The following is a 13856-nucleotide window of genomic DNA, read 5'->3' as shown; positions in this document are numbered from 1 at the left end:
GTTCCACTGGCGCCCCGCGCGAACTCACATCCGGACACATACGTCGAAATCATCCGAACGTCTCGGAGGACATGCGGTGAACGAACTGCCGCAGCAGCTGGTCAACGGCCTGCTACTGGGATCCATGTACGGGCTCGTCGCCATTGGCTACACAATGGTCTACGGCATCGTCCAGCTCATCAACTTCGCCCACGGCGAGATCTTCATGACGGGCGCCTTCGGGGCTCTCTCCGTCTACCTCTGGGTACTGCCCAACGGCACGACCATGTGGATAGCCCTGCCGCTCATGCTCATCGGCGCCGTCCTGGTCGCCGTCCTCGTCGCCATCGGAGCGGAACGGTTCGCCTACCGCCCCCTGCGCGGCGCACCCCGACTCGCCCCCCTCATCACCGCCATCGGCCTCTCCCTCGCCCTCCAGCAGGCCGTCTGGGCCTGGTACCCCGAGGCGAAGTCGGCCCGCACCTTCCCCCAGATCGACGGCGGCCCCTTCCACATCGGCGACGTCACCATCCAGACCGGTGACATCTTCCTCCTCGCCGCCGCCCCCATCAGCATGGCCGTCCTCGCCTACTTCGTCATGAAGACCCGCACCGGACGCGGCATGCAAGCCACGGCACAGGACCCCGACACCGCCAAGCTCATGGGCGTCAACACCGACCGCATCATCGTGATCGCCTTCGCCCTCGGCGCCGTCTTCGCCGCCGTCGGCGGCGTCGCCTACGGCCTGAAGTACGGCCAGATCGACTACCGCATGGGCTTCATCCTCGGCCTCAAGGCGTTCACCGCAGCCGTCCTCGGCGGCATCGGCAACATCTACGGAGCCATGATCGGCGGCGTCGTCCTCGGCATCGCCGAAACCCTCGCCACCGCCTACATCGCCGACATCCCCGGCATGGACAAATTCGGCAGCCAGTCCTGGGCAGACGTCTGGGCCTTCGTACTTCTCATCCTCGTACTGCTGTTCAGGCCACAAGGCCTGCTCGGCGAGCGCGTCGCGGACAGGGCGTGACACCGATGACCACACAGACCACCACAGCCGAGACCCCCAGCACCCCCACCACCGGGGCGACCACCGGTCTCATCGGCATCCCGGCCCAGGCCGGCCGCGCCCTCGCCACCGGCGGCGGCGCCCTCACCGTCGTCTCCACCTTCCTCGCCTGGACCTGGACCTCCGCCTTCCCCGGCGACCTCACCGTCTACGGCTACCCCGGCGGCCTCCAGGTCCTCGCCCTCATCGGCGGCGCCCTCACCACCCTCTTCGGCCTGTCCTCCTACGGCATCAAGGGCCTGCGCTGGCTCACCCCCGCCGGCGCCGACGGCGCACTCAAGTTCGCCGCCCTCGCCGCCTTCGCCACCGTCTGGTACACGATCATCGCGATCACCGTCGACCTCGGCGGCGTCGTGAACCTGGAGCCCGGCGGCTTCATCGCAGCCCTCGCCACCCTGGCCGCCTTCCTCGGCGCCCTCGCCCTCCCCTTCGAACGGCCCGAACCCGAGCCCCACGACCCCGACGACACCGGCTGGGACCTCGTCCGCCACCGCCTGCGCAGCGGCCGCGACATCACCAAGGCAGCCTTCTCCGGCGGCACCGCCCGCCCCGTCGGCACCCTGCCCTCCTACGCCGAGATCCTCGTCATCGTCGCCATCCTCGGCCTCGGCCTCACCGTCTTCACCTACGGCATCGGCACCGAGTACGACGAACTGTTCATCGGCTTCCTCATCACCGCCGGCTTCGGCTTCGCCGCACTCAACAAGTCCGGCCTCGTCAACCAGGCCTCCCAGATCACCGCACGCCACCAGAACATCACCATCTGCGGCGCCTTCGTCGCCGCCGCGATGTTCCCCTTCACCCAGACCGACGACCAGTACGCCACCGTCGGCGTCTACATCCTGATCTTCGGCACCGTCGCCCTCGGCCTCAACATCGTCGTCGGCCTCGCCGGACTCCTCGACCTCGGCTACGTCGCCTTCCTCGGCGTCGGCGCCTACGCCGCGGCCATGGTCTCCGGATCCCCCAGCTCCCCCTTCCACGTCCACTTCCCCTTCTGGGCTGCGGTCCTCGTGGGCGCCGCAGCCTCCCTGATCTTCGGCGTCCTCATCGGCGCCCCCACCCTGAGGCTGCGCGGCGACTACCTCGCCATCGTCACCCTCGGCTTCGGAGAGATCTTCCGCATCACCGCCAACAACCTCGACGGCACCTCCGGCCCCGACATCACCAACGGCTCCAACGGCATCTCCTCCATCCCGAACCTCAACATCCTCGGGTTCGACTTCGGAGCCGAACACGCCATCGCCGGATTCACCATCGGCCGCTTCGCCAACTACTTCTTCCTGATGCTCATCATCACGGCCATCGTCGTCCTCGTCTTCCGACGCAGCGGCGACTCCCGCATCGGCCGCGCCTGGGTCGCCATCCGCGAAGACGAGACCGCCGCCCTCGCCATGGGCATCAACGGCTTCCGCGTCAAACTCATCGCCTTCGCCGTCGGCGCCTCCCTCGCCGGCCTCGCCGGCACCGTCCAGGCCCACGTCACCTACACCGTCACCCCCGAGCAGTACCTCTTCGCCGGCCCCATCCCCCCCAACTCCGCCTTCCTCCTCGCCGCCGTCGTCCTCGGCGGCATGGGCACCATCAGCGGCCCCCTCATCGGCGCCGCACTCCTCTTCCTCATCCCCAACAAACTCCAGTTCCTCGGCGACTACCAGCTCTTCGCCTTCGGCCTCGCCCTCATCCTGCTGATGCGCTTCCGCCCGGAAGGCCTCATCCCCAACCGGCGACGTCAGCTCGAGTTCCACGAGGACGCGGAAGCTCCCACCGTCCTGACGAAGGCAGGGGCCTGACCACCATGACCACCGACACCACCACCACGGTCGCCCCCACCGGCGAAAGGGTCCTCGACGCCCGCGGCGTCACCATGCGCTTCGGCGGCCTCACCGCCGTCCGCGACGTCGACCTCCACGTCAACGCCGGAGAGATCGTCGGCCTCATCGGCCCCAACGGAGCCGGCAAGACCACCTTCTTCAACTGCCTCACCGGCCTCTACATCCCCACCGAGGGCGAAGTCCGCTACAAGGACAAAGTCCTCCCGCCCAAATCCTTCAAAGTCACCGCCGCCGGCATCGCCCGCACCTTCCAGAACATCCGCCTGTTCGCCAACATGACGGTCCTGGAAAACGTCCTCGTCGGCCGCCACACCCGCACCAAAGAAGGCTTCTGGTCAGCCGTCCTGCGCCTCCCCGGCTTCCACCGCGCCGAAGCCGCCAGCCGCGCACGCGCCATGGAACTCCTGGAGTTCATCGGCCTGGAGAAAAAAGCCGACCACCTCGCACGCAACCTGCCCTACGGCGAACAGCGCAAGCTCGAAATCGCCCGCGCACTCGCCAGCGAGCCCGGCCTCCTCCTCCTCGACGAGCCCACCGCCGGCATGAACCCCCAGGAAACCCGCGCGACGGAGGAGCTCGTCTTCGCCATCCGCGACAAGGGCATCGCCGTCCTCGTCATCGAGCACGACATGCGCTTCATCTTCAACCTCTGCGACCGCGTCGCCGTCCTCGTCCAAGGCGAAAAACTCGTCGAAGGCGACAGCGCCACCGTCCAGGGCGACGAACGAGTGGTCGCCGCCTACCTCGGCGAACCCTTCGAAAACGCCCCCGGCGACGAAGAGATAGCCGAAGTCGAGGCCGCCGAAGCCAACGCCGACAGCGCCGCAACCCCGACGGACGCCGTGCCCGGCAAGGAGAACGACCGATGACCGCACTGCTCGAAGTCGAGGACCTCCGGGTCGCCTACGGCAAGATCGAAGCCGTCAAAGGCATCTCGTTCAAGGTCGAGGCCGGCGAGGTCGTCACCCTGATCGGCACCAACGGCGCCGGCAAGACCACCACCCTGCGCACCCTCTCAGGACTCCTCAAGCCCGTCGGCGGCCAGATCAAATTCAACGGCAAATCGCTCAAGAAGATCCCCGCCCACGACATCGTCTCGCTCGGACTCGCCCACTCCCCCGAGGGGCGGCACATCTTCCCGCGCATGACGATCGAGGACAACCTCCGCCTCGGCGCCTTCCTCCGCAGCGACAAACCCGGCATCGAAAAGGACATCCAGCGCGCCTACGACCTCTTCCCCATCCTGGGAGAGCGCCGCAAGCAGGCCGCCGGCACCCTCTCCGGCGGCGAACAGCAGATGCTCGCCATGGGCCGCGCCCTCATGTCCCAGCCCAAACTGCTCATGCTGGACGAGCCCTCCATGGGCCTCTCCCCCATCATGATGCAGAAGATCATGGCCACCATCGTCGAGCTCAAGGCCCAGGGCATGACCATCCTGCTCATCGAGCAGAACGCCCAGGCCGCCCTCTCGCTCGCCGACCACGGCCACGTCATGGAGATCGGCAAGATCGTCCTCTCCGGCACCGGCCAGGACCTCCTCCACGACGAGTCCGTCCGCAAGGCATACCTCGGCGAGGACTGAGCACCACCCCGCAACACCACTCGCACACGACGAGGCCCGCGCCCCTTCTCCGGGCGCGGGCCTCGTCGTCTCGTATGCGGCTGGGCAGATCAGCCCTTGGACGACTTCTTCTCGTCCGCGTCCTGAATGACCGCCTCCGCCACCTGCTGCATCGACATACGGCGATCCATCGACGTCTTCTGGATCCACCGGAACGCCGCCGGCTCCGTCAGCCCGTACTCCGTCTGGAGAATCGACTTCGCCCGGTCCACCAGCTTGCGCGTCTCCAGGCGAAGGGTGAGGTCCGCGACCTCGTTCTCCAGCTCCCGCAGCTCCGTGAACCGCGAGACGGCCATCTCGATCGCCGGCACGACGTCACTCTTGCTGAACGGCTTCACCAGGTACGCCATCGCACCCGCGTCACGCGCCCGCTCGACGAGGTCGCGCTGCGAGAACGCGGTCAGCATCAGCACCGGCGCGATGCGCTCCTCGGCGATCTTCTCGGCCGCCGAGATGCCGTCCATCTTGGGCATCTTCACATCGAGGATGACCAGGTCCGGCTTGTGCTCGCGGGCCAGCTCGATCGCCTGCTCACCGTCGCCGGCCTCGCCCACGACGCTGTAGCCCTCCTCCTCCAGCATCTCTTTGAGGTCGAGGCGGATCAGGGCCTCGTCCTCGGCGATGACGACACGGGTCGTCAGCGGAGGTACGTGCGACTTGTCGTCGTCGGGCGCGTCCACGGGCTGGGGCGACTCGGGGGCGGTCACGGGGGCTCCTCGTTCAGGGGCAGGGGTACTGCTGACAAGAGCCTACCTAGCTGCGGTAAGGTGAGTGCGCGAGGGGTTGCACTTCTCCTTCCTTTCTAAGGCCCCAGTACTCCAATCGGTCAGAGAGGCCGCTCTCAAACAGCGGACAGTGTGGGTTCGAATCCCACCTGGGGCACTTTTCCTTCGAATCCAAGGCCTATGAACCAAAGCGGATGTTCCCGTTCTCGTGAACATCCGCTTTTTGCTGCGTGTCGTCACGATCACTCTCACAGAGTGGGCACATGTACGACGTCAGCACACGCAAGCGAGCAATCTCTCTGGTCACCCAGGGGCGCAGCCTGAACTCCGTCAGCAAGGAAACCGGTATCTCCCGCGCGGCGATCCGCTCCTGGCATGCACGCATTGAACCTCGCCGACGTACCGGTCGGCCATGCCCCCGATGCCGAGACCTGCCAGGTCACCCTGAGGACCCAGCGGCGTACGCATACCTGTTGGGCTTCTATCTCGGCGACGGCTGCATCAGCGCCGGCCGAAGAGACGTGTACGCCATGCGGATCGTGTGCGACAACGCATGGCCCGGGGTCATCGACGCTTGCGAGGAGGCAATTCGCAAGGTCCGTCCCCAAAACAGCGTATGCCGCGTCAAGAAGCAGGGCTGCGTTGCGGTGACCAGCACGAGCAAGCATTGGCCCTGCCTCTTCCCCCAGCACGGCCCTGGCAAGAAGCACAACCGCCGGATCGTCCTCGAACCCTGGCAGCAGACGATCGTCGACGCTCACCCCTGGGAGTTCATCCGAGGCCTCATCCACTCCGATGGGTGCCGCATCACCAACTGGACCGAGAAGACCGTCGGCGGGGAGCGGAAGCGCTACGAATACCCCCGCTACTTCTTCGCCAACAAGTCCGACGGCATCCGGAAGCTCTTCACGGACACCCTCGACAAGGTCAGCGTCGAGTGGACAACCCTGGCTCGTGGCAGCGACCCGTTCAACATCTCCATCGCCCGCAAAGCCTCCGTCGCCCTACTCGACACCCACGTAGGCCCCAAGTACTGACCCGATCCCGCTACTTCGGGCTGTCGTCCTCTCCGACGTGGTGGACGCGGACCAGGTTCGTCGAGCCGGAGACCCCGGTGAGCGAACCCGCCGTGATCACCACCACGTCACCCTTCTGGCAGCGCCCGTATCGGAGCAGCAGTTCGTCGACCTGGTCGACCATCGCGTCCGTGGAGTCCGCGTGCGGGCCGAGGAAGGTTTCGACGCCCCAGGTCAGGCTGAGCTGGGAGCGGGTCGCCGGTTCGGGGGTGAAGGCGAGGAGGGGGATCGGGGAGCGGTAGCGGGAGAGGCGGCGGACGGTGTCGCCGGTCTGGGTGAAGGCGACGAGGAACTTGGCGTCGAGGAAGTCGCCGATCTCTGCGGCGGCTCGGGCGACGGCGCCGCCCTGGGTGCGGGGTTTGTTGTTGGTGGTGAGGTCGGGCAGGCCCTTGGCGAGGATGTCCTCTTCGGCTGCTTCGACGATCTTGGCCATGGTGCGGACGGTCTGGATGGCGTATTTGCCGACGCTGGTCTCGCCGGAGAGCATCACGGCGTCGGTGCCGTCGATGACGGCGTTGGCGACGTCGCTGGCTTCGGCGCGGGTGGGGCGGGAGTTCTCGATCATGGAGTCGAGCATTTGGGTGGCGACGATGACGGGCTTGGCGTTGCGTTTCGCCAGTTTGATGGCGCGTTTTTGGACGAGGGGGACCTGTTCGAGGGGCATCTCGACGCCGAGGTCGCCGCGGGCCACCATGATGCCGTCGAAGGCGGCGACGATGTCGTCGATGTTCTCGACGGCCTGGGGTTTTTCGACCTTGGCGATGACGGGGAGGCGGCGGCCTTCGTCGTCCATGATGCGGTGGACGTCGGTGATGTCGCGGCCGCTGCGGACGAAGGAGAGGGCGATGGCGTCGAAGCCGGTGCGGAGGGCCCAGCGGAGGTCGTCTTCGTCCTTCTTGGAGAGGGCGGGGACGGAGACGGCGACGCCGGGGAGGTTGAGGCCTTTGTGGTCGGAGATCACGCCGCCTTCGATGACGCGGGTGTGGACGTGTGGTCCGTCGACGTCGGTGACCTCCAGGCAGACCTTGCCGTCGTCGACGAGGATGCGTTCGCCGGGGGTGACGTCGTCTGCGAGGCCGGCGTGGGTCGTGCCGCACCGGTGGCGGTCGCCTTGTACGCCTTCTTCGACGGTGATGGTGAAGGTGTCGTCGCGTTCAAGGAGTACGGGGCCTTCGGTGAAGGTGCCGAGGCGGATCTTCGGGCCTTGAAGGTCGGCGAGGAGGCCGACGCTGCGGCCGGTTTCGTCGGAGGCCTTGCGGACGCGCTGGTAGCGCTCCTCGTGCTCGGTGTGGCCGCCGTGGCTGAGGTTGAGGCGGGCTACGTCCATTCCGGCGTCGACCAGGGCTTTGATCTGGTCGTATGTGTCGGTGGCGGGGCCCAGGGTGCAGACGATTTTTGCTCGGCGCATGTTTCGAGCCTATGTCTTACCGGCGGGTAGGGAATTCGGAGGGTATGGCCGTCCAACAACCTTTGGGTGAAGGCTTGTTGTCGTCGCCGTCAACTAATAAATTGTGCGGGCCGCTGCTCTGATGAGCACTTTTCGGTTTTACCCAGACTCTTACTGCGGCTCTTACTGCGCCTTCCCCGAATGGGTGAATTCAGCGGCTCGCTGGATTCATCGTGAACTGGGCGCTGACCTCGGCGTGGACCTGGATGCGTTGTGGTTCGAGGTCGAGGGGTTCGGGTGCGGCGGCTTCCGTGTCGGTGGCGGCCATGGAGAAGCGGACGGCGCGGCGGTCGAAGGCGGCGCGGGGTCGGCCGTTCGTGCCGGTGTCGGCGAGTTCGAGGAGGGCGGCGACGGTGGTGCCGAGTGCTTCGGCGTACTCGTCGGCCCGTTGGACGGCTTCGCGTACCGCCTGCTGCCGGGCTCGGCGGTGGACGGGTGAGGTGGGGCGGAGTTCCCAGGTGGGGCCGTCGATTCTGGTGAGGTCGAGGTCGGCGAGGCGGGTGGTGAGTTCGCCGAGGGCGGTGAAGTCGGTGAGTTCGGCGGTGAGGCGGATGGTGCCGTGGTAGGTGCGGACGCGTTCGCCTCGGCCGCGGTGGGTGAGTTCGGGGGTGAGGGAGATGCTGCCGGTGGAGAGGTTTTCGACGGCGTCGCCGTAGGACTTGATCAGGTCGAGGGTGGTGGTGTTGCGGCGGGTGAGGTCGTCGAGGGTGGTGCGGCGGTCGCGGCCGCGGGCGGTGAGGGTGATGCCGATGCGGGCGATCTCGGGGTCGACTTCGAGTTCGGCCTCGCCGCGGACGGTGAGGAGGGGGGCTTCGGGTGTGCCGTACGGGGGATTCTGCGGGGAGGTCATACGTCCTACCTTGTCATGGCTTTCCCTGGCCCTTGGCGGGAGTTGACCGTGGTGGTCATCAGATCGAAACCTCCTGGACCTGTTGCCGTCGGTCGTGGCCGGGTCAGAATCTACGCGCGTCGTTGACCTTTGCCCGAGGAGCATGAGACATGCCGTTGAATCGCCGGAAGTTCCTGAAGAAGTCCGCTGTGACCGGGGCGGGGGTGGCGATCGCGGGTGCCGCGGTGGCGCCGGCGCAGGCCGCCGAGGCGAAGAAGCCGGGGAAGCCGGTCAAGCAGCCGAAGCGGTATGCGCTGACGGTGCTGGGGACGACGGACCTGCACGGTCATGTCTTCAACTGGGACTACTTCAAGGACGCGGAGTACAAGGACGCGGCCGGTAACGCGCAGGGTCTGGCGCGGATCTCGACGCTGGTGAACCGGATCCGTGCGGAGAAGGGGCGCGAGAACACGCTGCTGGTGGACGCGGGTGACACGATCCAGGGCACTCCGCTGACGTACTACTACGCGAAGGTGGATCCGATCACCGCCAAGGGTGGTCCGGTGCATCCGATGGCGCAGGCGATGAACGCGATCGGGTATGACGCGGCGGCGCTGGGCAATCACGAGTTCAACTACGGCATCGAGACGCTGCGGAAGTTCGAGTCGCAGTTGCGGTTCCCGTTGCTCGGGGCGAACGCGGTGGACGCGAAGACGCTGAAGCCGGCGTTCCAGCCGTATGTGATCAAGACGTTCTGCGTGAAGGGTGCGCCGCCGGTGAAGGTGGCGGTGCTGGGGCTGACGAACCCGGGTATCGCGATCTGGGACAAGGCGTATGTGCAGGGCAAGCTGGCGTTCCCGGGGCTGGAGGAGCAGGCGGCGAAGTGGGTGCCGAAGCTGAAGTCGCTGGGTGCGGATGTGGTGATCGTGTCGGCGCATTCGGGTTCGTCGGGTACGTCGTCGTACGGTGACCAGTTGCCGTATGTGGAGAACTCGGCGGCGTTGGTGGCGCAGCAGGTGCCGGACATCGACGCGGTGCTGGTGGGTCACGCGCATGTGGAGATCCCGGAGCTGAAGGTCGTCAACGCGAAGACCGGGAAGACGGTCGTGTTGTCGGAGCCGTTGGCGTATGCGGAGCGGTTGTCGGTGTTCGATGTGGAGCTGGTGTTCGAGAAGGGGCGGTGGGCGGTCGAGTCGGTTTCTTCGAAGGTGCTGAACTCCAACTCCGTGGCCGATGATCCGAAGATCACGAAGTTGCTGGGTGACGAGCACGCGAAGGTCGTGGCGTACGTCAACCAGGTGGTCGGTTCGGCGACGGAGACGTTGACGACGGTGGAGGCGCGGTACAAGGACGCTCCGATCATCGACCTGATCACGAAGGTGCAGGAGGACGTCGTCAAGGCGGCTCTGGCGGGTACGTCGTATGCCTCGTTGCCGGTGATCGCGCAGGCGTCGCCGTTCTCGCGTACGTCGGAGATTCCGGCCGGACAGGTGACGATCCGGGATCTGTCGAGTCTGTACGTGTATGACAACACGTTGGTGGCGAAGTTGCTGACGGGTGCGCAGGTGCGGGCGTATCTGGAGTACTCGGCGCAGTATTTCGTGCAGACGGCGGCGGGTGCGGTGGTCGACACGGAGAAGCTGACGAACGCGGCGGGGCGTCCGGACTACAACTACGACTATGTGTCGGGTCTGGCGTACGAGATCGATATCGCGCAGGCGGCGGGTTCGCGGATCAAGAATCTGACGTTCGGTGGTGTGGCGTTGGACGATGCGCAGCAGTTCGTGCTGGCGGTGAACAACTACCGGGCCAATGGTGGTGGGGCGTTCCCGCATGTGGCGTCGGCGCCGGAGTTGTGGTCGGAGTCGACGGAGATCCGTACACGGATCTCGGAGTGGGTGACGGCGAAGGGTGTGCTGGATCCGAAGGACTTCGCGTCGGTGGACTGGAAGTTGACGCGTGACGGTACGCCGGTCTTCTAGCGGCTGGGCGGTTCTGTAGTTGCGTTGCGCGGGGCGGTGTTTCATGCGGTGGCCTGGTCGGCCACTGGGTGAGCACCGCCTTTTCGCGTGCGTGGTCCGTCTGGTTGTGCCCTTGGCTCTCAGCGTCGGTCGGCGAGGGGGGTGAGGGTGGCGGCCTGTCGGGCTTGGGGGACTCGGGGTTGTGGTTGTTCGAGTCCGAAGGTGGTGAAGGCGGTGCGGGTGGGGAGGGGGTAGGTCTCTTTGCCGGTGAGGGTGTTGAGGATGGTGGCGCTGCGCCAGGCGGCGAGGCCGAGGTCGGGGGCGCCTACGCCGTGGGTGTGGCGTTCTGCGTTCTGGACGTAGACGTTGCAGCCGGTGGCGGTGATGGAGGGGTCGAGGACGAGGCGGAAGTGTTCGTCGATGCGGGGGCGTTCGCTGTTGTCGCGGCGGATGTAGGGGTCGAGGCCGGCGAGGATGCGGTCGAGGGAGCGTTCGCGGTGTCCGGTGGCGAGGACGACGGCGTCGGTGGTGAGGCGGGTGCGGGTGTTCTGCTGGAGGTGTTCGAGGTGGAGTTCGATCTGGGTGGTGGCGATGCGGCCTGCGGTGCGGACGCGGACGCCGGGGGTGAGGACGGTGTCGGGCCAGTCGCCGTGGAGGGTGCGGCGGTAGAGCTCGTCGTGGATGGCGGCGAGCGTGGTGGCGTCGATGCCTTTGTGGAGTTGCCATTGGGTGGTGGTGAGGCGGTCGCGGGTGTTTTCGGGGAGGGCGTGGAAGTAGCGGGTGTAGTCGGGGGTGAAGTGTTCGAGGCCGAGTTTGGAGTACTCCATGGGGGCGAAGGCGTCGGTGCGGCCGATCCAGTGGAGTTGTTCGTGGCCGGTGGGGCGGTGGCGGAGAAGGTCGAGGAAGACTTCGGCGCCGGATTGTCCTGAGCCGACGACGGTGATGTGGCCGGCGGCGAGGAGGGTGTCGCGGTGAGTGAGGTAGTCGGTGGCGTGGATGACGGGTACGCCGGGGGCGTCGGTGAGGGGGCGCAGGGCGTCGGGGATGTAGGGCTCGGTGCCGATGCCGAGGACGACGTTGCGGGTGTGGGTGCGGCCGAGGGCTTCGGCTTCGCCGTCGGTGTCGAGTTGGGTGTGGTCGACTTCGAAGATGTCGCGTTCGGGGTTCCAGCGGACGGCGTCGACCTGGTGGCGGAAGTGGAGTGCGGGGAGGTGGTCGGCGGTCCAGCGGCAGTAGGCGTCGTACTCGGCGCGCTGGGTGTGGAAGCGCTCGGCGAAGTAGAAGGGGTAGAGGCGTTGGTGGGTTTTGAGGTAGTTGAGGAAGGTCCAGGGGCTGGTGGGGTCGGCGAGGGTGACGAGGTCGGCGAGGAAGGGGACTTGGATGCGGGCGCCGTCGAGGAGGAGGCCGGGGTGCCAGTCGAATCGGGGGCGTTGTTCGTAGAAGACGGTGTCGAGTTCGGCGAGGGGGTGGGAGAGGGCGGCCAGGGAGAGGTTGCTGGGGCCGATGCCGATGCCGACGAGGTCGCGGGGGGTGTCGGTGGCGGGGTGTGGGGGTGTGTTCATCGGGGGGTGTGTCCTTCTGCCAGTGCGAGGAGAGCGGCGAGGTCGGTGGGGCGGGTGTGGGGGTTGAGGAGGGTGGCTTTGAGCCAGAGGCGGCCGTCGAGGCGGGCTCGGCCGAGGACGGCGCGGCCTTGGGTGAGGAGGCGGCGGCGGATGGTGGCGACGGTGTCGTCGGTGGCGTGTGCGGTGCGGAAGAGGACGGTGCTGATGGTCGGTGGGGCGTGGAGTTCGAAGCCGGGATGTGCGGTGATGAGGTCGGCGAACTCGTGGGCGTGTGCGCAGACTTGGTCGACGAGGGCGCCGAGGCCGGTGCGGCCGAGGGTTTTGAGGGTGACGGCGATCTTGAGGGCGTCGGGGCGGCGGGTGGTGCGCAGGGAGCGGCCGAGGAGGTCGGGGAGGCCGGCTTCGGTGTCGTCGTCGGCGTTGAGGTAGTCGGCGTGGTGGTGGAGGGCGGTGAGGTCCTGGGGGTCGCGGACGGCGAGGAGTCCGGCGGCGATGGGTTGCCAGCCGAGTTTGTGCAGGTCGAGGGTGAGGGTGTGGGCGGTGTCGAGGCCGGTGAGTCGGTGGCGGTGGCGGTCGCTGAAGAGGAGGCCGCCGCCGTAGGCGGCGTCGATGTGGAGGCGGGCGCCGTGGGTGGTGGTGAGGGCGGCGATGGCGGGGAGGGGGTCGATGAGTCCGGCGTCGGTGGTGCCGGCGGTGGCGGCGACGATGAGGGGGCCGGGCAGGGTGTTGAGGGTGTGGGTGAGGGCGGTGGGGTCGAGGGTGCCGGTGGGGGTGGCGATGATCACGGGTTCGGGGAGGCCGAGGAGCCAGGCGGCGCGGGGCAGGGAGTGATGGGCGTTGGCGCCGCAGACGAGCGTGAGGGTGGGGCCGTGGGTTTCGCGGGCGAGGAGGAGGGCGAGTTGGTTGGCTTCGGTGCCGCCGGTGGTGACGAGTGCGTCGGCCATGCCTGCCTGGGCGGCGAGGGCCTGTGTCACGAGTTTTTCGAGTTCGGATGCGGCCGGTGCCTGGTCCCAGGAGTCGAGGGAGGGGTTGAGGGCGGATACGGCGAGGTCGGCGGCGGTGGCGACGGCGAGGGGCGGGCAGTGCAGGTGGGCGGCGCAGAGGGGGTGGGCGGGGTCGGCGGCGCCTTCGGCGAGGGCGCGGACGACGGTGGTGAGGGCGTGCGGGTCGCCGACTTCGGGGAGCAGGTCTCCGACGGCGTGGCGTACGCGGGCGGCGACCGCTTTCGGTCCGCCTGCGGGCAGTGGTCCTCCGCGGGTGCGGGCGCCGGTGTCGAGGGCGTCGAGGACGGTCGTGAGCAAGGGCCGTAGGGCGTGGGGGCCTTGGGGCCCTGAGGCGAGGGGCGGCATGCTCACGGGGGCTCCTCCGGGGCGCGGGGGTGGTTGTCCGCAGCGGGGAGTGTCAGCTTGTCGGGGATTGCTCGGTCACGTCCGGAACATCCGGTGAGGGAACCCTTACGGGGGACGTGTGTTTTCAGTCCCGGTGCGGGAGATGGCACCGGGACTGGTGTGGGCGCTGCTGGGGGCTGCGCCCCCGGGCCCCCGCTTCGGCCCTGGACGGGCCTCGTCCTCAAGCGCCGGACGGGCTGGATTCTGCTGACCGGGCGCTGAGTGGCACGGCGGCCCGCCGTCCTCAAGCGCCGGACGGGCTGGATTCTGCTGACCGGGCGCTGAGTGGCACGGCGGCCCGGGGCCCCCGGGTCGGCGGGCTTCTCGGACTCCCGGGCTTCTCGGACTCCCGGGCTCCCGGGCT

At 67.6% G+C, this 13856-nt stretch carries 11 protein-coding genes and 1 tRNA gene; 7 read left to right on the top strand and 5 right to left on the bottom strand.

Going from position 1 to position 13856, the window contains the following annotated elements; translation table 11 throughout:
• Window positions 1-76 precede the first annotated feature (76 nt).
• From OHS71_RS30530 to OHS71_RS30515, 4 genes are read left to right on the top strand one after another with little or no spacing between them, the layout of a single operon-like run.
• Window positions 77-1009, top strand: coding sequence for a branched-chain amino acid ABC transporter permease (locus OHS71_RS30530; RefSeq protein ID WP_328482544.1), 933 nt, complete (start codon window positions 77-79; stop codon window positions 1007-1009).
• A gap of 5 nt (window positions 1010-1014) precedes the next feature.
• Window positions 1015-2841 carry a branched-chain amino acid ABC transporter permease gene (locus OHS71_RS30525; protein WP_328482543.1) on the top strand — a complete coding sequence of 609 codons (1827 nt, stop codon included), beginning with the start codon at window positions 1015-1017 and terminating at the stop codon, window positions 2839-2841.
• A gap of 5 nt (window positions 2842-2846) precedes the next feature.
• Window positions 2847-3752, top strand: coding sequence for an ABC transporter ATP-binding protein (locus tag OHS71_RS30520; RefSeq protein ID WP_328482542.1), 906 nt, complete (start codon window positions 2847-2849; stop codon window positions 3750-3752).
• On the top strand, window positions 3749-4465 hold the full coding sequence (locus OHS71_RS30515) for an ABC transporter ATP-binding protein (protein ID WP_081547254.1): 717 nt from the start codon (window positions 3749-3751) through the stop codon (window positions 4463-4465). Before OHS71_RS30520 ends, OHS71_RS30515 begins: the two co-directional genes overlap by 4 nt.
• A gap of 89 nt (window positions 4466-4554) precedes the next feature.
• Here OHS71_RS30515 and OHS71_RS30510 read toward each other — a convergent pair whose 3' ends face one another.
• Window positions 4555-5211 (bottom strand): ANTAR domain-containing response regulator, encoded by a 657-nt coding sequence (locus OHS71_RS30510; RefSeq protein ID WP_020131824.1) that lies wholly within the window; start codon window positions 5209-5211, stop codon window positions 4555-4557.
• Window positions 5212-5311: 100 nt separating this feature from the next.
• Here OHS71_RS30510 and OHS71_RS30505 point away from each other — a divergent pair.
• Window positions 5312-5386: transfer RNA gene (locus OHS71_RS30505), tRNA-Leu, on the top strand.
• Between the two features lie 106 nt (window positions 5387-5492).
• Window positions 5493-6266: a transcriptional regulator gene (locus tag OHS71_RS30500; RefSeq protein ID WP_328482541.1), complete on the top strand. Its 774-nt coding sequence runs from the start codon at window positions 5493-5495 to the stop codon at window positions 6264-6266.
• Window positions 6267-6276: 10 nt separating this feature from the next.
• On the opposite strand, the gene pyk is transcribed toward OHS71_RS30500, so the two are convergent.
• Together pyk and OHS71_RS30490 are read right to left on the bottom strand one after the other, a co-directional pair.
• A complete protein-coding gene (gene pyk / locus OHS71_RS30495; protein ID WP_328482540.1) occupies window positions 6277-7713 on the bottom strand; it encodes a pyruvate kinase in 1437 nt (478 codons plus the stop codon).
• Window positions 7714-7903: 190 nt separating this feature from the next.
• Window positions 7904-8602 carry an SIMPL domain-containing protein gene (locus OHS71_RS30490; RefSeq protein WP_328482539.1) on the bottom strand — a complete coding sequence of 233 codons (699 nt, stop codon included), beginning with the start codon at window positions 8600-8602 and terminating at the stop codon, window positions 7904-7906.
• Between the two features lie 149 nt (window positions 8603-8751).
• Between OHS71_RS30490 and OHS71_RS30485 the strand changes: the two genes are divergently transcribed.
• Window positions 8752-10563, top strand: a complete 1812-nt coding sequence (locus tag OHS71_RS30485) for a bifunctional metallophosphatase/5'-nucleotidase (RefSeq protein WP_328482538.1) — start codon at window positions 8752-8754, stop codon at window positions 10561-10563.
• Between the two features lie 119 nt (window positions 10564-10682).
• Here the strand turns inward: OHS71_RS30485 and OHS71_RS30480 are convergent, their stop codons facing one another.
• Window positions 10683-12104, bottom strand: a complete 1422-nt coding sequence (locus OHS71_RS30480; RefSeq protein ID WP_328482537.1) for a lysine N(6)-hydroxylase/L-ornithine N(5)-oxygenase family protein — start codon at window positions 12102-12104, stop codon at window positions 10683-10685.
• Window positions 12101-13459, bottom strand: a complete 1359-nt coding sequence (locus OHS71_RS30475; protein WP_328482536.1) for a pyridoxal phosphate-dependent decarboxylase family protein — start codon at window positions 13457-13459, stop codon at window positions 12101-12103. The genes OHS71_RS30480 and OHS71_RS30475 overlap by 4 nt, the downstream gene beginning before the upstream one ends.
• Window positions 13460-13856: the final 397 nt, after the last annotated feature.

Origin of the sequence: Streptomyces sp. NBC_00377, from assembly GCF_036075115.1 — a bacterium.
Classification (GTDB): Bacteria; Actinomycetota; Actinomycetes; order Streptomycetales; family Streptomycetaceae; genus Streptomyces.
This window is presented reverse-complemented; position numbering and strand designations above follow the sequence as displayed.